Source organism: Paenibacillus sp. FSL P2-0136 (genome assembly GCF_037975325.1).
GTDB classification, from domain to species: domain Bacteria; phylum Bacillota; class Bacilli; order Paenibacillales; family Paenibacillaceae; genus Paenibacillus_AQ; species Paenibacillus_AQ silagei.
Map to the genome: position 1 here is coordinate 7,037,025 of NZ_CP150244.1, position 22,107 is coordinate 7,059,131.

The following is a 22,107-nucleotide window of genomic DNA, read 5'->3' on the forward strand; positions in this document are numbered from 1 at the left end:
TCCTCGCCACTCCGCGCCAAAGACTCCTGCCTCAGCAGTGTAGTCTTCAAGCGGAATAACTCAGTGTCCCGGCTCACAAAGAATGACCTTCCAGGCACCGTTCAAGAATCCAGTTAACTGTGACCAAGAGGACAGACCTCCCCCTTGGTGGCTGGTACGCGTTCTACCCAGCCCGATAACTAGTTCCTTGCGACAGTACGGAATGGCATCCATTTCACCTCTTTGATAAGATTGACTTTCATTGTATGCCTCGGCCAGACCGGCCGTCAAGCCCTAGTGCTTAGTCTTTTTTGCCGCATCCGAACCCGCTTCGGGACTGGCATCTGAAGCGGAATCCGCTTCGGCAGCTTCTTCTGCATCCTCGCTCTCCTCGTCCGCAGCGGCCAGCGCCGCCTTCTCACTGCGGCTCCATTCCAGGAATTCGAGGGTATCCTGATCCTCAGGGTCCAGCTTGTTCGCCTTCTTGAATGCTTTGATCGCCTGATCGTACTCGTCCAGATAATAGTGGGCGTAGCCGACACGGAAATGCCACAGCGGGTCTTTTTTACCCTGATCTGCCGCTTTGTTGAACCATTTAAGCGCTTCCCGGTAGCGGCCCAGATTGTTGAGCGCCCGGCCCAGATGTACCGCCAGCTCTTCATCGATCAGCGGTGTCGGCACCTCTTTGATGCGGGATACGATTTCTTCATATTCGTCCGCCTCATGCCAAGCGTTCAATTGCGCGATTAATTCTTCTCTCATTACCCATAGCCTCCCGGTTAATAGTTCCAAGTTCTCTTAGAGATACTTTATCATTTTCACACCAAGTTTCCCACTGTTGCCGTGCGCTAGGCCGGGATAATGATCCGGAAGACGGTTCCCTTGCCCTTCTCGCTGGTAACCTCAATACGGCCCTTGAGCTTGTTAATCGTGTTATAGGCCATGACCATTCCGAGCCCTGTCCCGTCTGCCTTGGTGGAGTAATACGGCTTGCCCAGGCGCGAGATCTCATCCTTGGTCATTCCGACACCGGTGTCGCGGATGGTAATGATAATACTCTGTCCGCTCGCGAAGACAGCAATAGACAGGACCGCATCCTCCACCCCATCCATCGCTTCAATCGCATTCTTGTACAGATTAATCAGGCATTGCTGCATCTCATTACTGTCATAATGGGTGCTAAGCGGGTTGTTGAAGCTGAATTCAACCGCAACCTTGTGGATCGTGGCATACGGCAGGATCACATTCTTGGTGTACTCACATTCAGCCTTCAGGTTGGAGTAGACCCGGCTCTCCGACTGCGGCTTGGCAAAAGACAGATAGTCGCTGATAATCTTCTCCGCCCGGTTCAGCTCCAGCAGTGACAGCTCAACATACCCCTTCTCCTCCGGGGAGAGGTTCTTGGAGAGATTCAGCAGCTGCAGGAAGCCGCTGGTCACGGTTAACGGATTGCGCATCTCATGGGAGACACTGGCCGCCAGCTCACTGACCACATTCAGCCGCTCCGACTGCATAATCCGCTCACGGTTCCTGAGATTCGCCAGGATCTGCTCCAGCAGAATCATTAGGATCGCCATGACCACCGCGTGCGTAGTTAAGGCATAGAAGGCAAGCGTCCAGAACTGGGTATCCAGCTTATTCATGATCTGGCCCAGAATGATCAGATAACAGCCCATCGTCAGGACCGCGATAGAGGTAGCCCACAAGATCCGTCCCTTGGGCTTAGAACGGAGAAATCTGGCGCTTATGGAAGGAACCAGAATGAGGACTGCTGTCGAAAAAAGTAAAGATTGGACGGTTCCCTCACCGCCTATGTAGAAACGGTACACATTCAGAATCACATATAAGGGCAGGGTATGTTTGTACCCTCCATACAAGGCCGCAATCACAAACGGAACATACCGCAAGTCAAAGATGAACCCGGTCTCCAGCCGGATCGGCTTAGCGATACACAGGATCATGGTGGCGGCGATGAGCAGTACAAGAATCTTATGATTGTAGGCGTGGGGCCTATTTTCGAAGAAAATCAGAAATATCAGCACCGGAAACAGCATAAACAAAAAATTGAGCAGCAGCGTCTCAAACAAGGCTAACTTCCTTTCGGTTCTAATGCTGGTGTCAAGAGATACGTTTGTATTCTGAGCACTATACTTAGAACATTACGCTAACCTGATATTAGAAGTAAAGGAATTATTGTATGCGTTTTTTCTCCCGGAATTCAAGGAACCCCGCGAGAAGTGTCGAATACGTATGCTTTGAAGGCATGATGCACAGCATTGCATAACTACAGCAACCGAAGGAGCGGGTATCGATGGCTTTTACCATTAATAATCTGAAGGACAATTCCAACGTAATCATTAAAGAGCAGCTAGGCGGCTTCAGCATCATCGAATACAAAGAGGATCTCAGCACCACTACCCGGTATGAAGCAGAGACCAACTTCTTCATGAGCAAGAGCAATATGCGCAACAAGCAGCTGATGATTGAGCTGAATAACAATGAGGTGATGCTGAGCGCCGGAGCCATGCAGTATATGATCGGCAATATCGAGATGACCTCCGGCATCAAAGGCGTAGGAGGACTGATGCGTAATATGCTGTCCGGGGCGGCAACCGGAACCAGTGCAGTCAAACCGCTCTACAAGGGAACCGGAACCATCCTGCTGGAGACCACCTACAAATACCTCTGGCTGATTGATGTGGACAACGACCATATCGTAATCGATGACGGCATGTTCCTGGCTTGTGAGACTACGCTCGACATCTCCGTTGCGGCACGCAAAAACATCTCCTCTGCCGTCCTCGGCGGTGAAGGGCTGTTCAACCTTAGCGCGCGCGGCAAAGGGATTCTTGCCCTCGAAGCTCCCATTCCTTCCGAGGAAGCTGTCGTGGTCGAGCTGCAGAACGATGTGCTGAAGGTGGACGGGAACTTCGCTCTCATGTGGTCCAACTCTCTGGACTTCACGGTCGAGAAGTCAGGCAAGACCCGTCTGGGCTCCGCCGCCTCAGGCGAAGGCCTGGTCAACGTGTACCGGGGAACCGGCATGGTCTGGCTGGCCCCGCTCATGAATTACAGAAACAGTTTGCTTCAGGGCACGCCTACTTCATAATGATGCTGGGGTACCGTCCCACCCGCATGAACCCAATCGAAAGGAGGCCCTGTCTTTATGTCCATTCAAGCTGTGCTGTTTGATTTCGATGGAACTCTGGCAGACACCCTGCCGTTATCCTTTCGTGCCTTCCAGGCTGTATTTAAGCAATACGACCAGAGAGAGGTCACCCGCGATGAGCTTGTCGCGATGTTCGGTCCCACCGAGGAAGGCATCATCGGCGGAAATTTCACAAATCCGGCTTCGGTTCCACAAGCAATAGAGGATTATTATTCAATATATAAGCAGGGGCATTTCGAAGAATTCCAGAATAATGAGCACATCCTTGGATTACTTCAAGCCTTGAAGGCTCAGGGAATGAAGCTTGGAGTCATTACCGGTAAAAGCAGACGGGCCTATCACATATCGGCCGGAGCGCTGGATCTGGAGCGTTTCTTCGATATCTCGATTACCGGCGATGATGTGGCGAAGCCAAAACCTGATCCCGAAGGTATACATTCGGCATTGCGAACACTGGGCATTGAACCCTCCCAGGCCATATTCGTAGGGGACAGCAATGCGGATATTCTCGCAGGCAAGGCTGCCGGAATGCAGACCTACGCTGTCCGCTGGCTGCCCACCTTCCAAAGTCAGGCCTATGATCTTGCGCCGGACGGCATTCTGGAGAATGTTGCGGAGTTCCAGCGGCTTCTCCAATTGAATAACATTATACCAATGACCTACCATTCCAAGCAGCAGGCAGCGGACATTAAAGCGTTGGAGCAGCAGTGCAGCCAGGCCGATTCTATCCAATTAAGCTCAGACCTGGAGCATCTCGTCAAGGAAGACGGCGACCATGCCCTGCTCTGCTACCGCGAGGATCAGCTCATTGGCCTGCTTAGCTGGTTCTCTGCGGACAGTGATTATGCGCAGATCAATGCCATGGTCCATCCGGATTACCGCCGGCAAGGTGTGTTCCGCAGCCTTGTGAAACGTGCCAGAGCAGACATTGAGCCTCTTGGCGTACAGCGGCTCAGCTACAAAATTCCCGCCGGCTCGCAAACAGGACTATTGGCGGCGCAGGCCCTGGGCGGGGATTTTGACCGGTCAGAATACGCCATGTCCTACGCCGGTATGAATTCCGCCAGCCCGCTTCCTTCAGAGCTAATCCTGCTTCCCGCTGCGCCAGAGGATTTCGAATTCATGGTCTCCTGTTCCTCCCAGGCCTTCGGAGAACCGGAAGACGATACGCGCAAGTACTTCACACAGACGGATGAGCCAGAGCGGATAACGTATATCGCTTGGACAGGGAGTGAACGAATCGGCCTGATCCGGGTCAACTATATCAATGAGGATACGGCTTTTATTCATAATTTCTGTATCCTGCCTTCCCATCAGGGGAAGGGGGCTGGCGAAAAGGTACTAAGACAGACCGTCGGTATCCTGTCGCAGAAGCCCTACCCGGTTATTCGCCTAAGTGTTGTCACCGGGAATGTCCGGGCGCTGAATCTCTATCTCCGTGCCGGATTTAAGATTAATTCAGAGTATAAATATTACAGCGGCAGCCTGTACCTTGAACCGTAATTGCAGCTTTAACTACAGTCAGCACATGCCAAAAAAGATCCTCTTTCTGATTAAGAAAGGGGATCTTTTGCACGCGGGCACACATATCTTATATCGCATCTATGACTTCTGCTTACCCGCCAGCTGCTCCTGTGCCAGACGCACCATCTCACGAACCATGGAGCCTCCGATGCGGCCGCCAATCTGTCCCGCCGACTCAGTCGTCAGCTTGCCGTTATTTCCGGCCTGCAGCGGAATGCCCAGTTCCTTCGCCACCTCGTATTTCACATCGTCCGGGTGATTCGGATCTACATGATATCCTTCCTGCCTCATAACCTCCGCTTTGAACGTCTGCATTCCCTGGGCGGAACCTGGTACAGCATATTTTCTGCTTCTTCTCGCCATTTAAGGACACACTCCCTTGCTGTCTTTCCCCTAAGTTGCCCAGGAGTGTGGACCTTCATTCCCTGTCGTCCTTTAAGACTGCATCCCGTCCTCAATCCGCTGCATGAATTCTTCCACCGCGCTGTAGCCCAGCTGCTTGAGATACCAGTTGTTCGCAGCCGCTTCAATCAGACCGGCTACATCGCGACCCGGCTGAAGCTGGACCTCGATATGCGGGATTTGCACCCCGAGATATTCGGTGAACTGGGGCACCAGCTCCAGCTCATTGTTGAGCGAATTCTCCTGCCAGGGGGCAAGCTCGATATCGAGCACGATCCGCGTCTCATCCTGGAACGCCCGCCGCCCATACTGCCGTACGACGTTGATCAGGCCGATGCTGCGCAGGGCCAGGAATTCACGTGTGGTCTCATTATGGGTCCCGAGGAGAGTCGCCGGACCCAGCTTCTTCAGCACCACAATATCATCAGCCACGAAGCGGTGGCCCCTGCGGATCAGCGTATGCGCCGTCTCGCTCTTGCCGATCCCCGACTTGCCCCGCAGCAGAATTCCTATTCCCGATACGTTAACGCATACCCCGTGGATAGACAGTTCGGGCGCCAGCGTCTTCACCAGGAAGCTGTCCAGCTTGGCGATGAACTCGGTGGTCACCTCCGGCGTCCGCAGCAGCGGAATGCCTTCCTGGTCACAGAACAGCGTCAGGTAAGGAATCTCCTGCTGACCGCTGGTCACGATGAAGCAGGGCGGATGGTATTTGACGATGTTGCCGATATGCAGCATACGCTCCTCTACACTCAGCGTTAACAGGTAGTTGATCTCTTTACGTCCAAGGACCTGCACCCGCTCCATCGGAAAAAAATCAAAATAACCGACAAACTCCAGACCCGGTCTGTGCGTCCTTGGACGGGTGATGTTCCGGTCCATCCGGCCCGCTCCGGCGAGCACCTCCAGATGGAATTTCTCTACAAGACTCTGCACGCTGATAGATTTCATGTGATCCCCTCCCAATCCAATATTTTCCGATAGATTTATCTAAAAATCTTGTAATCTGCACACGCTAATTATATATTAAAAACAATATATAAGACCTAAGACCCACAAAAATCTATAAATACTATTAAAATCAAGAAGGTGTAACATATTGGCCTTAGCCTCTTGGATTGACCTGATTATGTGCTTCCTTCTGTTCCTGCTGCTCATCTATATCGTGGCTACGGTCACCATTACCAAGCTGCACAAGGTCTATTTAGGGTTCCATTTCTCCATGCTGATCTGGCCCTACTGCCAGTTTGCCATAAGAACCGTGGATGATCCTCTCTATCAGCTCTTTTATGTGAAGCTTGCCTTCGTGGATGCTTCTCTGCTGGGCCTGGGCTGGATCTTCTTCACGATTTTGCTTGCGGGACAATCCCAGTTCCTTAACAGAAAAATAGTGTCCGCGCTGGTGATCCCTGCAGTACTGACCTCCCTTGGAGTGGTGCTCAATCCTTATGGATGGTTCGTCCGTCCGGTGAACGGAGGGTATGTGGAGCGCATCTACGGACCTATTTTCTGGATCAGCATGACCTTTCTTGTCATTAACGCCCTCGTGTCCATGTACGTCATCTACGTGGCTCTGACCTCTAATCAGGCTGCACGGGTCAAGAATCAGGTTATGTATATGCTCAAAGGCATTACAGCCCTATGCGTCTTCCTTATGATCGATGTGCTTCTCAATGTCATTCTGGATGACTATCTGCCGGTAATTCCGGGCTTCACTTCGCTGGGTATCGTGGTGTCGGCTACGTTCTTTGTGATTACGATCCACCAGGACAAAGTATTCGATATCGTAACTATCGCCCATCAGGATATTATCAATACCATGGAATACGGAATTCTCGTGCTGGATGACCAGGAGCAAGTGGTAGAGATCAATCATGCCCTGCATCCCTATATCCCGCTTGTGACGGGTGCGGCGTTCAACATGAGCAGCTATCTGCCGGATGACCCTGCCATGAAGATCGAGTCCTTCCTTGAGAAATACCATGAGCATCCGCTGGAGACGGCCGAGCTGGAAATTCTGCATCCCCTTATCCAAATGGTTGTCAGTATTCATGCAGCACCCATTATGGTGAGCGGCAGCCGGGTCGGACGGATTGTCACCTTCCAGAATGTTACCGAGATCCGGCGGCTCATCGATGAGACGAACCAGCAGAATGCCATCCTGAAGGAACGCAACGACTCGCTGGTGAAGGTACAGGAGGAGCTGTTCCAGACGAACGGCAAGCTGAGGAAGCTGGCGATCACCGACAGCCTGACCGGCTGCTACAACAGGCATTATCTGATGCAGCAATTGGAGCAGGAGGCGCTGCGGGTCAGCGACACCCGGACACCTTCGACTATTATACTGATCGACATCGATTTTTTCAAAAAAATCAACGACCAGCACGGCCATCTGGCCGGAGATATGGTCCTGTGCAACACAGTGGAGCTGCTGCAGCGCAGCCTGAGGCCCTCCGATATTCTGGCCCGCTACGGCGGAGAGGAATTCATTATCTATTTGCCGGATACGAATGGAGCCGAGGCGCGCCGTCTGGCCAAGCAGCTGAAATCCGAAGTTGAGCACAATACCATCCACATCGATTATATCGATGAGCCTGTGTCCATCACCATCAGCATGGGACTGCTCAGCATCGCTGAATTCAAGATCCCGCCTGCCATCGAGGCGAACACCTACTTGAACGACCTGTTCAAGTCTGCCGACAAAGCCCTGTACGCCGCCAAGCATCAGGGCCGGAATCAGATTGTTGCGGCGGAGGTATAATTGGATGTTATCTTATCCTTGTATCATGAGCACTAGCCGCATAGGCAGTGCTTTTTTTTGCGTTTATTTATGATTTTGATTATTTTATTTTTGCTGGAACCTTTTTGACTAAGCCGCCGTCTATGATCACAAATAAACCACAAACTACTCTTACGAGGTGACTGGACATGAAGAATACATTCAAGATGATAACCCTATCCGCAGCCGCCGCTCTGGCGCTCAGCTTCACCGGACAACAATTCGCCTCGGCCGCAGCCTTCAAGGATATCCATAACGTGCAGGACAAAGACAAGATTATTGCCCTTCAGAACAGCGGCCTGATCAAAGGCATTAGTACGGATCTGTTCGGCCCGAACCTCAGCATCACAGCAGCCCAGGGGGTGCAGATGATCGTGAGTGCGCTTGATCTGAATCTGGATACGATCCGGTTCGTGAAGGAGCCCCATGCTACCGACTATTTCAAGAATGCCAATGACTCTGCGTGGTATGCGCAGGCGCTGATTATTGCCGGTGTGCATGGTCTGGACCTGCCTGCCGATCTGAAGCCTGGTGAGAAGCTGACCCGCGAAGAATTCACCTACCAGCTTATTGATGCGATGGAGAACACGAACCGCCTGCCGATGATTAAACCGGTGGTAGCGGAGTACGCCGACCAGGATCAGGTGAAGGTGGAATACTCCGGTGCCCTGCAGCGTGCGCTGAATTACGGTGTCCTGAAGCTGGATGGCAGCGGCAAGCTTAATCCGAAACAGGAGATCACCCGTGCGGAAGCGGCAGTAGCCATCAGCAATGCGCTCGCTTATTTGAAGGCCCATCCAGCCCCTGCTGCTACGGATGAGGTCCTGACCGCAGAACAAGCTGTGCAGGTTATTAAAGAAGCAGTCGGTCCTGAAGCCGGCCTGCAGATCAAGATTGCTCCGGCGGCCAGCATGTCACGTGAAGCCTTCACGTATCTTTTAATCCATACCTTACAGACCAGCGGGCAACTGCCGATGATTAATGTCATTCCAGAAGACGTGAAGGACGGCGATCAGATCGACATCCTGAACTCGGGAGCTATCCAGACCGCCCTTGCCCTTGGCTTCGTGGAGCTGGATGCCGACGGGAACTTCAATCCGAAGGCGGCAATCACCCGCCCTGAGGCTGCTTCCATCGCCGGAAATGCCGTGAATTATCTGAAGGCCCATCCGGCACCCGGTGCTGTAAGCAAGACAATCACCGCAACCGAGGCCGTCCAGTTCATCAAGGACGCTGCCGGACCTGAGGCGAATCTGCAGATCAAAATCGATCCGAATATGAGCGTAACCCGCGAATCGTTCACGTATCTGCTCATTAACACGCTCCAGACCAACGGTCAACTGCCGATGATTAAGCTGATCCCGGTGGAGATCAAGGATAATGACAAGATCAATATCCAGAGCTCGGGAGCCATTCAGACCGCGCTTGCCCTCAAGATCGTGAAGCTGGATCAAGACGGAAGCTTCCGTCCCCAGGACGGCGTCACCAGCGCTGACGCCGCGGCAATGGTCAGCCAGGTGAAGGCTATCCTGAGCGGAAAGTCTGCGAAGTAAGCAACATATGCGATTTATCTTACCCCTTCTGCAAACATGCGGGAGGGGTTTGTGCTGTGTTTTACAGCAGCAGCACCATCAGGTCCTCGTCCAGATACTCGCCGTCAAGCTTCATCGCCCTTGGCTCTGTGCCGTAGCAGACGAATCCAAGGGATTCGTAGAGCCTTTTGGCAGACAGATTACTGGAGGTTACGGTCAGCGTAAGCTGCTCCAGCCCCGGCGCGCCCTTCGCCCGGGCAATCAGCTCCAGCATCAGCGCGCGGCCCACGCCATGTTTGCGGGCAGCCGGATCTACATATACTGCATAGACATTAGCTTTGTGCTGAATCTTAGGCCTGCTCTCCCGGAACAAGGTTGCCATTCCCGCCAGCCTCTGCTCCCCATCCAAGAAGGCGCCCAGGGTGAAATGCTCATCGGAGGAATCCAGCCTAATCCGGGTAGTCTCGATAGACAGCTTCGCTTCCGATTCATAAGAGCTAAGGAAAGCTTCCGGGTGCTGCTGCAGCGACTGCAAACGAAGCGCCCGGTAGCTTTCGGCGTCCGTGGGGGCCAGTGTTCTAATGTACATTTCTTTCCTCCCTTACAATATGGATGCAATAAATTGACAAAAGGCAAGTATTTGGTTATATTTAGGTTTGTAAAATTATATTTTGCGCAATATAAATCAATGAAACACTAACCATCCTGATTCACATTACTTAAATTCCTATCACTTGAAAAGAGGGACTTCTTATGATGACTGTAAGTTTAATTCTTGTTGCCTTAGTAGCACTAGAGCATGTGTACATACTTGTACTGGAGATGTTCCTGTGGACCACCCCGAGAGCACAGAAGGCGTTCGGATTGACCCCCGCCTTCGCACAGGAGACGAAATCGCTGGCAGCCAATCAGGGCTTATATAACGGCTTCCTCGCAGCCGGTCTAATCTGGGGGCTGCTGCATCCAAGCGCGGACTTCGGTTACCAGCTGCAATTGTTCTTCCTGATCTGTGTGGCGGTTGCGGCCATCTACGGCGGACTTACCTCCAAGCGATCCATCCTGCTGATGCAAGGCCTCCCGGCCTTTCTGGCGCTGGCGGCCACATTGATCGCACATCTGTAAAATTCGCGGACCGATGCAGGCAGCTTCCTCTCCGCTCAAGCCTTACAGCTTCTGCGCGAACTCGTTCAACTGCTCAGACATTGCCCGGATCTCCTCAATGAAGCTGGAGATCTCATGCGTGGAAGCCGCCTGCTCCTGCCCGACGGACGCAATCTGGCCTATGGCTTGACTGATCCCTTGCATGGCCGACTGAATCTCACTCAGGGTATCCCTGATCCGCTGCGCCGATTGCTCGGTTTCCTTCGAGAATCTGCGGATCTCCTTAGCCACAACGTCGAAGCCCCGGCCCCGCTCCCCGGCATGGGCGGCTTCAATCGCCGCGTTAATGCCAAGCAGGTTCGTCTGGTCGGCCACCTTCCTCAGCACCGCCAGAACCTCACTGCTTTTACGGACACTATAAGCCGTTGCATCCGATTGAATCAGCAGCTTCTGCGAATAATCGGCAAGCAGGCCTGAGCCGTCCGCGACCTGGCTAATCCGCGCATTGGCCTGATTCAGGGACAGCGCCATCCGGTCCGCGATCTCCCGCAGCTCCGTCTGCCTGCGTACCTGAATACATACCGCCCCACAGACCTCCTCATCCTCCCCATGTACCGGCAGAACTGTACCCACAAATTCATACCCGTAATATTCCCTGGGGACATTAGCCACCGAGTATTCATCCTGCTTCAGCGCATGATACAGAGGCTCATCTGCCTGAATGATCTGCCCTGCCCGGATGCCCAGATCAATGGAATCACCGGGGTAATAGGCAAGGAACTTCTCTGTGTCGCAGATGGCAATTGAGATATCGTAAGGAAAAGCAGCTTTCAGAATGGGTGCCAGATTCATTAGTTCTTCAAGGGAGCGGACGATGTTTTTCATAGATGCGGTTCTCCTTCTATTTCAGGTAGCTTCACGGTACAGTGAAATCTTGAGTTAAGTTCGACATTTTGCGACAAACCTCCTTTATTCAAAAATGAATAATTAAAAATTGATTTATAAGCACAGCATCAGCCTGACGGGTGAAGGATGCTGGTGCTTCAAGCAGCACCCACATTTTCTTCGCCTACCTGCAGGCGTGACCATTGTGGGCGGTTTTCCGACCACATTGGGCCCGCGCGCCTTCGGCGTGACCAGTGTGGTCGGTTTTTCGACCACATCTGGCCCGCGCGCCATCGGCGTGACCATTGTGGGCGGTTTTTCGACCACATTTGGCTCGTGCGCCATCGGCGTAACCATTGTGGTCGGTTTTTCGACCACATTTGGTCTGCGCGCCCTCGAAGTGACCATTGTGGTCGGTTTTTCGACCACATTTGGCTCGTGCGCCATTGGCGTGACCAGTGTGGTCGGTTTTTCGACCACATTTGGCCCGCGCGCCTTCGGCGTGACCATTGTGGTCGGTTTTTCGACCACATTTGGCTCGCGCGCCATCGGCGTGACCAGTGTGGTCGGTTTTTCGACCACATTTGGCTCGCGCGCCTTCGGCGTGACCATTGTGGGCGGTTTTTCAACCAAAAAAGCCGGAACCCGTCGTCTATTGCTGACAGGCTTCGGCTTTCCTTCGCTCATTGCGGCTTAACTCTATTGTACTCTTGCCCCTATTGCATCCTTCAACCGGTCCAGCTGCAGCAAGTGGTGGCGGTAGTGCATCTCGATCAGCAGATACCATTCGGTTGCATTCAAAGGGCCGAAGCGGGGATGAGGGACAGTGCTGTGCTCAGGTGCCTGCGCAAGCTTCGGCAGGGTCTCCCGCATACGGTCCATCACGGTGTGCAGACCCTGGATCAACTGCTCCTTGCTTTCCGGCTGTACCGGCGTATACTGCGGTGACGGCGGAACATGAACGCGTACAGGCGGGAAGCTGCCCCCGGCAAAAATCGCTTTACCATCCGGGGTCATCTCTGCTTCATTCCCCGCCGCTTCTCCGTTCCCGGCCAGACACTGATCGATATTACGGAGCTGCATGTACAGCGCCGATTGTATCAAATGCTGGACCATCTGCCCGAGAGACCACTCTCCCTCGGCAGGCTGCCGCAGCAGCTGCTCCATACTGAAGATATCTAATTCCATAAGATAGTGATGGGCAGTCTTCTCAAACTGCTGTAAGGCTTCTGTTGTCTTCATATTCATATTCTTATTCTTATTCATAATATTCAGGCAGCTCCTTTATTCTTAAGGTCTGTTCTGAATATACACAACCTCTCCTGACAACGTTATGTCAGTAGCGTTCCAGCATTCTCGCCGCTTCGGCCCGCACAAGCTTCCGCAAGGCTTCCGGCTCCAGGACAACCGCCCCCGCTCCCCAGCCAAGCACCCATTGCAGCAGGTCCTCGGGCTGGCGCACACGGAAGATCATATGCCTGCCGTCTGCCTGGTCCTCCACTGCCTCCAGATAATAGTTCCCGGATTCAGCCGCCTTGCCCGCGATCTCCGGCTGAACCAAAATGCACACACGTACATGGCGGTCATCCTCCGGCTGGTACTCGTGCAGATCGAAATCCGCAGGCGCTTCGAACCGGTCATCCAGAATGGTAAGCTCACTCATTCTGGATAAGCGGAAATGACGGATCTCCTGTCGCAGCTCGCACCAGGCCACCAGGGTCCATGCGCCTCTGTTCAAGACAAGTCCATACGGCGAGGCGGTTCGGACACTGTGGTGACTTCCGTCAGCTTCCTGTCTGCCCTTTGTATACCCAAAGCCGATCTTCCGCTGCTCCAGAATCGCGCGTCGGATCTGCTCCATGTACTCCTTCTCCTGTCCTTGCAGCTTATCTTTACTGGTATTCAGCAGCAGGATGCTCTGGCGGAGCCGGGCGGCATTCTCCTTGACATCCTCCGGCAGAACCGCTTCAATCTTCCTCCCTGCTGCGGAGGCCTGGTTACCATACTGAGTGTCGAACCGCTGCTCCACGAAATCCGTCCCGATCAGCAGGGTCACTGCCTCCTCGGCGGTGAAGCTGACCGGGGGGAGGAAATACCCTTTTACCAGTGAATATCCCTGACCCGTAGCTCCTACCACCGGCACTCCGGCTTCACTAAGCGCCTGGATATCGCGGTAGATGGTTCTTACGCTAGTCTCGAAGACGGACGCCAGATCCTCTGCCCGTACGACCCCTTTGCGCTGCAGCTCCAGTACGATGGCTAACATGCGGTCTGTCTTGTTCATACGGCGGCTGCACCCTCTTCATCCTGAAATCAGTTTATGTATTGATTATACTGATTTCCTGTTCACTTTTCTCCTTACGGCTTCTAATGGAATACAGAACGAACAGCAGGATGAACCAGAGCGGGGTGAACAGCAGCGCCGGACGGGTCTCGGCAGCAAAGAGCATGATCACAAGAATGGCGGCGAACAGCGTCAGGACGGCATAGTTAATTACCGGGGTGAACGGCGCTTTAAATTTGGAAGCGGCATGTAAGTCCGGGCGGTTCCTTTTATACTTGATATGGCAGACCAGCACAACGCCCCAGACCCAGATAAAGCAAATGGCGCTGATCGTAGTCACGATGCCGAAGGCCTGACCCGGAATAAGCTTGCTGAGCAGTGCCCCGGCAGAGATCACCAGCGTGGAGAGGAATAAGGAATTCGCAGGCACATGATTCCGGTTCAGCTTGCCAAGCTGAGGCGAGGCCTGATTCCGTCTGCTCAGATTGTAGAGAATCCGGCTGGTCGAGAACATCCCGCTGTTGCAGGCGGAGGCTGCCGAGGTTAAGACCACGAAATTGATAATCCCCGCAGCAATCGGAATCCCGACCAGACTGAAGGTGCGCACGAACGGACTTTCAGCCGCGCTAAGCTGGGTCCAGGGATTAATGCACAGCAGCACGAAGAGCGCGCCGACATAGAAGAAGAGAATCCGCAGCGGAATTTTGTTGATCGCGGACGGGATGTTTTTCTCAGGATTAGCCGTCTCCGCTGCCGATACCCCCACCAGCTCCACGCCGACATAGGCGAATACCACCATCTGGAAGGAGAACAGGAAGCCCTTCACCCCGTTCGGGAACACGCCCCCGTGCTCCCAGAGATTGCGGACCGACACTGAGCCTGCATCCGTCTTGAACTGGGTCACCAGCAGGACAATCCCCAGGCCGATCAGAGCCAGAATCGTAACCACCTTGATCAGAGCAAACCAGAATTCGAGTTCGCCGAAGCTTTTGACCGTGAGCAGATTGAGTCCGAGCAGAATGATCAGGCAGATCACGGCCGGCACCCACTGCGGAATATCGAACCAGTACTGCACATAGACGCCCACCGCAATCACATCGGCCATCGCCGTCATAATCCAGCAGAACCAATAAGTCCAGCCCGTAATGAACGCCGCCCGCGGCCCCAGGTAATCCTCAGCAATGTCTGTAAAAGACTGATACCCCGCCTTGGAGAGCAGCAGCTCCCCCAGCGCCCGCATCACAAAAAACACGGCAATCCCCACGATCAGATACGTGAGCATGATGGAGGGCCCGGCCTGCTGAATGGCTTTACCCGATCCCAGGAATAAACCTGTGCCAATCGTACCTCCGATGGCGATAAGCTGGACATGCCGGTTTGCAAGCTCTCTTTTTAACTCTGTCTGTGCCATACCTGTTTCCCCCTTAGTGTATATGACGCTGTCCTGCCGGGTAACGCAAAAAGGAGACTGGATATCATCCAATCTCCCGGTTCATAAGAGGTTCCAAATAAGCGTCTGCAGCAGCGGCTAATCCGCACGGCAAAACACAAATCCGGTACTCTTCTGTCCTTTTGCCTGAGATTGTGAACCCTTCGGCGCTGCGGTCTCCCGCAGTCTCTCCAGAAGCTGCTCCAGCTATAGTGTGATCCATAGCCTTCATAGCTTGCGAATATTCAATTATTTGAAGCTGACTTCATGTAAATATTTTTCAATTCTATGCACAGTCCAGACTTCTGTCAATATCATTTGTTACTCTCGTGGTCATCGCCGGGTGTCCTGCACTGCTTCATTGCACGTTATTTAACCGTAATTTTGGTTTCCAGGTCTTTATAATAAGTTTTAGCCCATTGGCCCTGCTTGTCTTTGAACATCTTCCCGCTGGCATCTTTGGAATACGTAAAAGGCTTCACGCTAATGGACTTCGGAACGGCTGGGAATGCACTATAGTTCTGTTCCTCGGTACCGCTTGTTTTAACCTTCTCAAACGGCTTGCCCCACGGCGAGATCACATTCCCCTTCTCATCCACAAGGTCATATAACATTCTTTCCGGGTTCACCTTGGACTTGGCCGCTGCCGGAACTTCACCCTTAAAGGTCACCTGCAGAGACATCGTTAACGCGGTCATCTCGAAGGAATTCACCGTATAATTGAATTTGTTGTTCTTCTTGGAGACGCCCGGCTTCAGGCTTAACAGGGTCCCCAGCTTGTTCACTTGAACTTTGAAAATAAACGGCTCCTTCACCCCGTTGGCGTATGCCTTCAGCGTTAGGTCGAATTTGTCCGGGATTTGCTGCTTCATGGCTCCTTTGGTCAGCCAGATCAACGCCGTGTCCGTATCTTCCAAATTGGGAATGATGGAAGTATCAAACAGCAGCTTTTTCCCATTGATCAACACGTCCACATTCCTGGTCTGGTCCATGAAAGAACCGTTCTTGCCCACCGTCCCTCCCTCCTGCCGGATACCTGCGACAAGCTCGTTATTGTCATAGATCAGATCGGTTAGAGTCAGGGTCACCCCTTCCTGGGTCACGGTCTGATTCGGGGCAGCAGCAAGCCCTTTCTGGACAAGCGCCTTCAGCACGGTGCTGTCACTGACCGCAAAGGCGCTGCCAGCCTTAGTTGCCTTGTTGACATCGGCTGCCGCCGCTACGGGTACAGTGAATCCCCCGCCGACAACTGTCCCTCCGAGTACAACGGTTACTGCTGTTGCTATCATTGCTTTCTTCATCGTATTTAAGCTGATCGTGTACATAGTTTCTCTCCTTTGCTGATTAAGAATATACAGGTATAACGTTCCCCTGCTGCTATTTTGTGACAGGAGCGCAGAATAACATCCTACTTGCACAAAGTCATTTTTGAATAAACAGGGTCATTTGCAAGAGAGAATTCGGTTCATCCGCTCTACTATAATAAGTTCATCCAGAACAAGTAGAGTGAGGTTAGAACTTATGGCAAATCCCGCACCACAAGCTATGAACACCAAGTTAGCGACACCGCCCCAGGGCCGTTTCGGCCGTCTGCTGCACAATATCGTGCGATACCGGGTGCTGCTGCTGATGCTGCTGCCCACCTCGATTATCTTTTTCATCAACTGCTATATTCCGATGTTCGGATTATTCATTGCCTTCAAGAACATCAACTACATTGACGGCATTATGGGCAGTCCTTGGGCCGGGCTCGACAACTTCCGGTTCCTGTTCGCCACCTCTGACGCCTTGCGCGTGACCATCAACACCGTGGGGTACAATGTGGTCTTCATTATCTCAGGACTCATCCTCTCGGTCTCGCTGGCCATTGCGATCAATGAGGTGCGTAACAAGCTGGCTTCGAAGTTCTTCCAGACCGTCATGATTATGCCGAACTTCCTGTCCATGGTCGTGGTCAGCTTCATCGTCTATGCCTTCCTGCACCCGGAGTACGGCTTCCTGGTCAAGCATATTCTGCCAATGTTCGGCTACTCCTCAGTGAATGCCTATATGCATCCTAACGCATGGCCTTACATTCTGTGGATCACCAAAATGTGGCACTCCATCGGGATCGGCAGCGTCATCTACCTTGCAGCCATCACCGGCATCAGCGAAGAGCTGTACGAAGCCGCGGTGATGGACGGCGCCAGCAAATGGCAGCAGATCACCAAGATTACCCTGCCGCTGCTCACGCCGATCATGGTCATTCTCACGATTCTTAACATGGGCGGCATCTTCCGCTCTGACTTCGGGCTGTTCTACCATGTGACCCTGGACTCCGGTGCGCTGCGCTCGACTACGGACGTCATCGACACCTATGTCTACCGGGGCCTGATCCAGCTCAACGACCTGGGGATGTCCTCAGCGGCGAATTTCTATCAATCGGTCGTCGGCTTCTTCCTGGTCATCGGCGCGAACGCTCTCGCCCGGAAGCTGAACCGCGATACGGCGCTTTTCTAGAAACGGAGGATTCTAATGACTACTGCATCCCGAAGCAACCCTTATACCAAAGGCTCCACTACCGCCCAGATTATTCTGAATGTGTTCTTCATCGCCTTCAGCCTGGCCTGTATTCTGCCGATCCTACTCATTGTCGCCATCTCCTTAACCAACGAGAAGGCCTTGACGCTGCAGGGTTACAAATTCTGGCCCGATCATATCGACGCATCCGCGTACCAATATCTGTTCAAGCATTCGGAGACACTGGTTAAGGCGTATGGCGTCAGCCTGACCGTTACCATTATCGGGACTGTTCTGGCCGTGCTGCTGATTGCGCTATATGCGTACCCGCTTTACCGGAAGGATTTTCCCTTTAAAAAAACATTCAACTTCTACCTGCTGATCACCATGCTGTTCTCGGGAGGGCTTGTCCCCTTCTATCTGCTGTACGTGAACTATCTCGATCTGAAGGACTCGCTGGTTGCGCTGATCCTGCCCGGCCTGTCCAATGCCTTCTATATCTTCATCACCCGTACCTTCTTCCAGCAGACGATCCCGGAGGAGATGATTGAATCCGGCAAGCTTGACGGGGCCTCGGAATGGCGGATATTCTTCCAGCTTGTGCTTCCGATCTCCCTGCCTGTTCTGGCTACGATCGGTCTGTTCACTACGCTGATGTATTGGAATGACTGGTTCAACTCCATGCTATTCATTAATGACACCGACAAGTTCTCCCTGCAATACGTCATGATTCAGATGATCCGCCAGGCGGAATTCTTCAAAACCCAGCTTGCCGGCAGCGGTGTCGCCCTGATGGTACAGGAATCCGTTCCGACCGAAAGTCTGCGGATGGCTATGGTCGTGCTGTCGATTGGTCCGATTCTGTTCATCTATCCGTTCTTCCAGAAGTACTTCACCAAGGGCCTTACTATAGGGGCAATCAAAGGTTAAGCGGTCTAGCTCTGGCGTAAATGCCGGTTAGAATATATGATCTAATTATCATTCGAGGAGGTTCATACAAATGAGAACAACAAGAAGCTCAGGCACGGTGCTTGCCGCTCTGACTGCCGTGATACTGGGCATTACCGGATGCGGCGGGGGCAATTCAGGTGCATCCGCCCCGTCCAAGGCAGAATCAACAGCAGCAGCCACAACGGCTGGCACGGAAGGCAGCACGAGTCCTGATACCTCAACGTTCCGGAAGCTCAAAGTTTACACGGTCGGGAATTTCCCGCAGAATGATACCAAGGCAGTTGTAGATGAGATCAATAAGTATCTCAAAGAGAAAATCAACGCCGAGATTGACTTCCAGGGACTCCCTTGGTCCTCCTGGGCCGAGAAGATGGCACTGGCTTACCAGTCCGGTGAACAGGTTGATCTGACCTTCGCCCCCAACTGGGCCGACTTCGCCAATAACGTAGCCAAGGGCGCGTTCCTCCCGCTGGATGATCTGTTAGCCAAATATGGACAAGGCATCAAGGAGACCCTTGATCCCCGCTTCCTGGACGGCGGAACCGTAGACGGCAAAATCTATGCGATTCCTACCAATAAGGAAATTGGTGAGAGCCATACCATTATGTTCCGCAAGGATCTGGTAGATAAATACGGCTTCGATGTGAACTCGATTGAGACGCTGGAGGATCTGGAGCCATGGCTGCAGACGATCAAGGAGAAGGAACCGGCTATTGCGCCGATCTGGCTCTCCGGCAGCGGCTCCGATACCCTGGGCTACTTCGACAAGACCAGAGAGAGCATGAAGGAGAACTTCCGTTATGAGCTGGTGGCCGGCGCTCCCGCCGGAATCGTACTGGATACCAAGACTGATAAGATGGTGATCAGCTCCATGGAGTCCGACACCGCAATCTACCGGATGAAGCTCTACGGCGACTGGTTCAGCAAAGGCTACATCAATAAAGATGCCGCAACGACCAAAACCAGTACTGAAGACGCTTTCAAGGCCGGTAAGACCTGGATGAAATTCGGTTCAGACAAACCGGATTCCGACAAGGAAGATTCCATCGCTACCGGCATTGAGCTGGTGAAGCTGAAGGGGAATGAACCCGAGATCAGTACAGCCAGCGTCAGCAACTCCATGATGGCCATCGGACGCACCTCGATTGATCCCGAGCGGACCATGATGCTGCTGAACCTTCTGCATACCGATCCGGTGCTGGTCAATCTCATTGACTTCGGTGTAGAAGGACGGCAATATGTGAAGGTGGAAGGCAAAGAGAACTTCATCAAGCTGCCTGACGGCATTGCTACCCGTGCCGATACCGGCTGGGCGCCGGGCATTGAATGGATGTTCGGTAACCAGACCATAACCTATCTGTGGGAAGGCGAAAGCGCCGACAAGTGGGAGAAATTCAAGGCTTATAACGAGAGCGCCCATAAGGTGAAGTCCTTCGGCTTCAACTTCAATACCGACGCTGTCAAAACACAGGTCTCCGTGGTCAGCAACATTATCAAGGAATTCCGCCCGCTGCTGGAAACGGGCAGCCTGGGTGTAGATAAGGTGCTTACGGAGTACAATAAGAAGCTTAAGGCTAACGGCATTGAAGAGATCCGCGCCGAGGTTCAGAAGCAATACGATGCCTGGAAGGCCAAACAATCCTAAACAAACAAGTGAAAACGACGATGCCGTCCTTTTAAGGACGGCACCCGTTTCAGCGAGAAATATAAGGATAAGTTGTCGTGTGGAACATACAAATTCTTATATTTTAAGCTAAGGGGAAGGACGGCTGCCGTCCTTCCCCTTTCCTGCCGCTCAGCGTGTAAATGTACCTAAGGATAAGGGGGAAGACTGTGAAACTATCATTGCGATTCAAAGTGAGTGCCCTTGTCCTGCTGCTGGTCACGCCGCTGTTCCTCTTTCTCTCCTACACCAATCTCTATTCCACCAACATTGTCCGGGAGAAGGTTGCGAAGTCCGCTTCGGACACGTTGACCCTGCACTTAGGTACACTCGATGAGCTGCTGGAGCAGACCAGCCATTATCTGCTGCGTACGGCCAATGAAAACATGCTGCTGGAGCTCTATTCCGACAGCGGTCCCGACAGCGTCAATTATTATCTGTCCATCCGTAAGCTGATGGACCAGTGGTACAGCGATGTCAGCTACTATACCATTATCCGCAGTGTCTTCGTCTACCATCAGGACCGGGATGAACTCTTCCTGAGCAGCCAGAAAGAGTATTACCAAGAGAAGGAGATGATTGCCTCGGGGCTGTCTTCACACCTCAAGACCCCTAATCTCCAGGCCTCCCTGAAGTGGGAGACCGTGACCCTCGGCGGAGAGCCGGTGTTATTCAAGGTGCTGCCGGACAAGAGCGGCCGGCTTCTCATGGGGGTACTGGTCAGCATCGATTCTCTGGCCCAGCCCCTGACCCAGTTGGAGTCTACCGGGGGCAGCGGACAGGTCGGCATGATCGACAATGACGGTAAATTACTCTGGGGCCAGTTCGCCAGTAAAGATCTTGCGCTCATCCGCAGCCGGCTTAATCAGCCCAACCCTCGTGCTGATGCCTCGATTCGCCTGAGTAACGGTAATTCGTATCTGCTGATTGACAAGCCATCCCAATATTCCAATCTGAATGTCTTTTTCCTGCTCGACGAGAAATCCATTCTGGACGAGCTGCCGATCTTCCAGCAGATCATCAAGGTGATTCCCTTCGTCATTATCCTCGTAATGGTTATCCTGTTGGCTCTGCTTAGCAGACTGGTGTTCAAGCCTATCCAGCAATTGACCAGCGGGATGCGCATCTTGGGGAAGGGACAGCTGGAATACCGGCTGAAGGATGGCAACAGCAGAGAGTTCCAGATCATTACGATGCAATTCAACCAGATGGCGGAGCAGATCGGCAATCTCAAGATTGATGTGTATGAGGAGCAGATGAAGGTGCAGCAGGCCGAGCTGAAGCATCTCCAGGCGCAGATCAATCCCCATTTTTTCATGAATTCCTTGAATATCGTCTTTCATCTGGTAGAGCTGAAGCAATATGCCTTGATCAAAAAGATGATCGGACATCTGGTCTCCCACTTCCGCTTCATTATGAATACCAACGACGCCTGGCTTCCGCTCCGCAGCGAGCTGAATCATATTCAGAACTATATCGAGATCCAGATGGTTATGTATCCGAACAAGCTGTCTTATGAAGTGCTGCTTCCGCAGGAGCTGGAGTCTACGCTGATTCCGCCGCTGCTGATCCAGCCCTTCGTCGAGAATGCCATCAAGCATGGCTTCATCAACAATTCGAAGCCCTTCGAGGTCGGCATCACAGTCAGTGAAGAAGCCGGAGAGAGCGGCGATTCCTGCATTGCCATTCAGATCCGCGATTCCGGGCCGGGCTTCTCCGCGGCTCAGCTCGACAGGCTCAATCATGGCGTATATGAGCGCAAGCCGACAGACCGCCATCTGGGGATATGGAACGTATACAGACGCATGCTGATGTTCTATAACAACCGGGCACGGCTTACCTTCCACAATGCTCCAGACGGAGGCGCGGTTGTGGAAATCAGACTACCCGTTCAAAAGGAGCTGTGACGT

Annotated in this window: 20 protein-coding genes and 1 riboswitch; of the genes, 10 read left to right on the forward strand and 10 right to left on the reverse strand. The window is 52.9% G+C overall.

Going from position 1 to position 22,107, the window contains the following annotated elements; translation table 11 throughout:
• Window positions 1–273: 273 nt before the first annotated feature.
• On the reverse strand, window positions 274–741 hold the full coding sequence (locus NYE26_RS30010; protein WP_339252287.1) for a tetratricopeptide repeat protein: 468 nt from the start codon (window positions 739–741) through the stop codon (window positions 274–276).
• Between the two features lie 86 nt (window positions 742–827).
• Window positions 828–2,021 (reverse strand): ATP-binding protein, encoded by a 1,194-nt coding sequence (locus NYE26_RS30015; RefSeq protein ID WP_235191767.1) that lies wholly within the window; start codon window positions 2,019–2,021, stop codon window positions 828–830.
• Between the two features lie 269 nt (window positions 2,022–2,290).
• On the opposite strand from NYE26_RS30015, the gene NYE26_RS30020 reads away from it, so the two are divergent.
• Together NYE26_RS30020 and NYE26_RS30025 are read left to right on the forward strand one after the other, a co-directional pair.
• A complete protein-coding gene (locus NYE26_RS30020) occupies window positions 2,291–3,088 on the forward strand; it encodes an AIM24 family protein (RefSeq protein ID WP_036722844.1) in 798 nt (265 codons plus the stop codon).
• 57 nt (window positions 3,089–3,145) lie between these two features.
• Window positions 3,146–4,651 carry a GNAT family N-acetyltransferase gene (locus NYE26_RS30025; protein ID WP_339252290.1) on the forward strand — a complete coding sequence of 502 codons (1,506 nt, stop codon included), beginning with the start codon at window positions 3,146–3,148 and terminating at the stop codon, window positions 4,649–4,651.
• Between the two features lie 99 nt (window positions 4,652–4,750).
• On the opposite strand, the gene NYE26_RS30030 is transcribed toward NYE26_RS30025, so the two are convergent.
• Both NYE26_RS30030 and hprK read right to left on the reverse strand, forming a co-directional pair.
• Window positions 4,751–5,035, reverse strand: coding sequence for an alpha/beta-type small acid-soluble spore protein (locus NYE26_RS30030; RefSeq protein ID WP_036722845.1), 285 nt, complete (start codon window positions 5,033–5,035; stop codon window positions 4,751–4,753).
• Window positions 5,036–5,107: 72 nt separating this feature from the next.
• Window positions 5,108–6,025 (reverse strand): HPr(Ser) kinase/phosphatase, encoded by a 918-nt coding sequence (hprK, locus tag NYE26_RS30035; RefSeq protein ID WP_076080767.1) that lies wholly within the window; start codon window positions 6,023–6,025, stop codon window positions 5,108–5,110.
• Between the two features lie 148 nt (window positions 6,026–6,173).
• Here hprK and NYE26_RS30040 point away from each other — a divergent pair, with 148 nt between their 5' ends.
• Both NYE26_RS30040 and NYE26_RS30045 read left to right on the forward strand, forming a co-directional pair.
• Complete coding sequence (locus tag NYE26_RS30040; protein WP_209868824.1) at window positions 6,174–7,835, forward strand: GGDEF domain-containing protein; 1,662 nt, start codon at window positions 6,174–6,176, stop codon at window positions 7,833–7,835.
• A 167-nt stretch (window positions 7,836–8,002) separates the two neighbouring features.
• A complete protein-coding gene (locus NYE26_RS30045; RefSeq protein ID WP_339252296.1) occupies window positions 8,003–9,406 on the forward strand; it encodes an S-layer homology domain-containing protein in 1,404 nt (467 codons plus the stop codon).
• A 61-nt stretch (window positions 9,407–9,467) separates the two neighbouring features.
• Here the strand turns inward: NYE26_RS30045 and NYE26_RS30050 are convergent, their stop codons facing one another.
• On the reverse strand, window positions 9,468–9,974 hold the full coding sequence (locus tag NYE26_RS30050) for a GNAT family N-acetyltransferase (RefSeq protein ID WP_339252298.1): 507 nt from the start codon (window positions 9,972–9,974) through the stop codon (window positions 9,468–9,470).
• Window positions 9,975–10,138: 164 nt separating this feature from the next.
• On the opposite strand from NYE26_RS30050, the gene NYE26_RS30055 reads away from it, so the two are divergent.
• A complete protein-coding gene (locus NYE26_RS30055; protein ID WP_036722850.1) occupies window positions 10,139–10,507 on the forward strand; it encodes a DUF1304 domain-containing protein in 369 nt (122 codons plus the stop codon).
• 42 nt (window positions 10,508–10,549) lie between these two features.
• Here NYE26_RS30055 and NYE26_RS30060 read toward each other — a convergent pair whose 3' ends face one another.
• Entirely contained in the window at window positions 10,550–11,371 is an 822-nt protein-coding gene (locus NYE26_RS30060) for a methyl-accepting chemotaxis protein (protein ID WP_036722852.1), read from the reverse strand.
• Between the two features lie 109 nt (window positions 11,372–11,480).
• Between NYE26_RS30060 and NYE26_RS30065 the strand changes: the two genes are divergently transcribed.
• Window positions 11,481–12,068: a hypothetical protein gene (locus NYE26_RS30065; protein WP_339252300.1), complete on the forward strand. Its 588-nt coding sequence runs from the start codon at window positions 11,481–11,483 to the stop codon at window positions 12,066–12,068.
• A gap of 2 nt (window positions 12,069–12,070) precedes the next feature.
• Here the strand turns inward: NYE26_RS30065 and NYE26_RS30070 are convergent, their stop codons facing one another.
• The 4 genes from NYE26_RS30070 to NYE26_RS30085 all read right to left on the reverse strand — a co-directional run bounded on the left by NYE26_RS30070 (window position 12,071) and on the right by NYE26_RS30085 (window position 16,409).
• Window positions 12,071–12,613 carry a DinB family protein gene (locus NYE26_RS30070; protein WP_339257660.1) on the reverse strand — a complete coding sequence of 181 codons (543 nt, stop codon included), beginning with the start codon at window positions 12,611–12,613 and terminating at the stop codon, window positions 12,071–12,073.
• A 94-nt stretch (window positions 12,614–12,707) separates the two neighbouring features.
• Window positions 12,708–13,655 carry a YafY family protein gene (locus tag NYE26_RS30075; protein WP_339252302.1) on the reverse strand — a complete coding sequence of 316 codons (948 nt, stop codon included), beginning with the start codon at window positions 13,653–13,655 and terminating at the stop codon, window positions 12,708–12,710.
• A gap of 34 nt (window positions 13,656–13,689) precedes the next feature.
• A complete protein-coding gene (locus NYE26_RS30080) occupies window positions 13,690–15,066 on the reverse strand; it encodes an amino acid permease (protein WP_339252304.1) in 1,377 nt (458 codons plus the stop codon).
• Window positions 15,067–15,209: 143 nt separating this feature from the next.
• Window positions 15,210–15,289: riboswitch (glycine riboswitch) on the reverse strand.
• Between the two features lie 163 nt (window positions 15,290–15,452).
• Window positions 15,453–16,409: a DUF5643 domain-containing protein gene (locus NYE26_RS30085; RefSeq protein ID WP_339252305.1), complete on the reverse strand. Its 957-nt coding sequence runs from the start codon at window positions 16,407–16,409 to the stop codon at window positions 15,453–15,455.
• A gap of 220 nt (window positions 16,410–16,629) precedes the next feature.
• On the opposite strand from NYE26_RS30085, the gene NYE26_RS30090 reads away from it, so the two are divergent.
• From NYE26_RS30090 to NYE26_RS30105, 4 genes are all read left to right on the forward strand, one after another.
• Window positions 16,630–17,583: an ABC transporter permease subunit gene (locus NYE26_RS30090; protein WP_051477819.1), complete on the forward strand. Its 954-nt coding sequence runs from the start codon at window positions 16,630–16,632 to the stop codon at window positions 17,581–17,583.
• A gap of 15 nt (window positions 17,584–17,598) precedes the next feature.
• Window positions 17,599–18,513, forward strand: coding sequence for a carbohydrate ABC transporter permease (locus tag NYE26_RS30095; protein WP_036722857.1), 915 nt, complete (start codon window positions 17,599–17,601; stop codon window positions 18,511–18,513).
• A gap of 70 nt (window positions 18,514–18,583) precedes the next feature.
• Window positions 18,584–20,179: an ABC transporter substrate-binding protein gene (locus NYE26_RS30100; RefSeq protein WP_339252308.1), complete on the forward strand. Its 1,596-nt coding sequence runs from the start codon at window positions 18,584–18,586 to the stop codon at window positions 20,177–20,179.
• 188 nt (window positions 20,180–20,367) lie between these two features.
• The gene (locus tag NYE26_RS30105) at window positions 20,368–22,104 is read left to right on the forward strand and encodes a histidine kinase (RefSeq protein WP_339252310.1); all 1,737 of its coding nucleotides are present in this window, start codon (window positions 20,368–20,370) and stop codon (window positions 22,102–22,104) included.
• The last annotated feature ends 3 nt before the right edge of the window (window positions 22,105–22,107 follow it).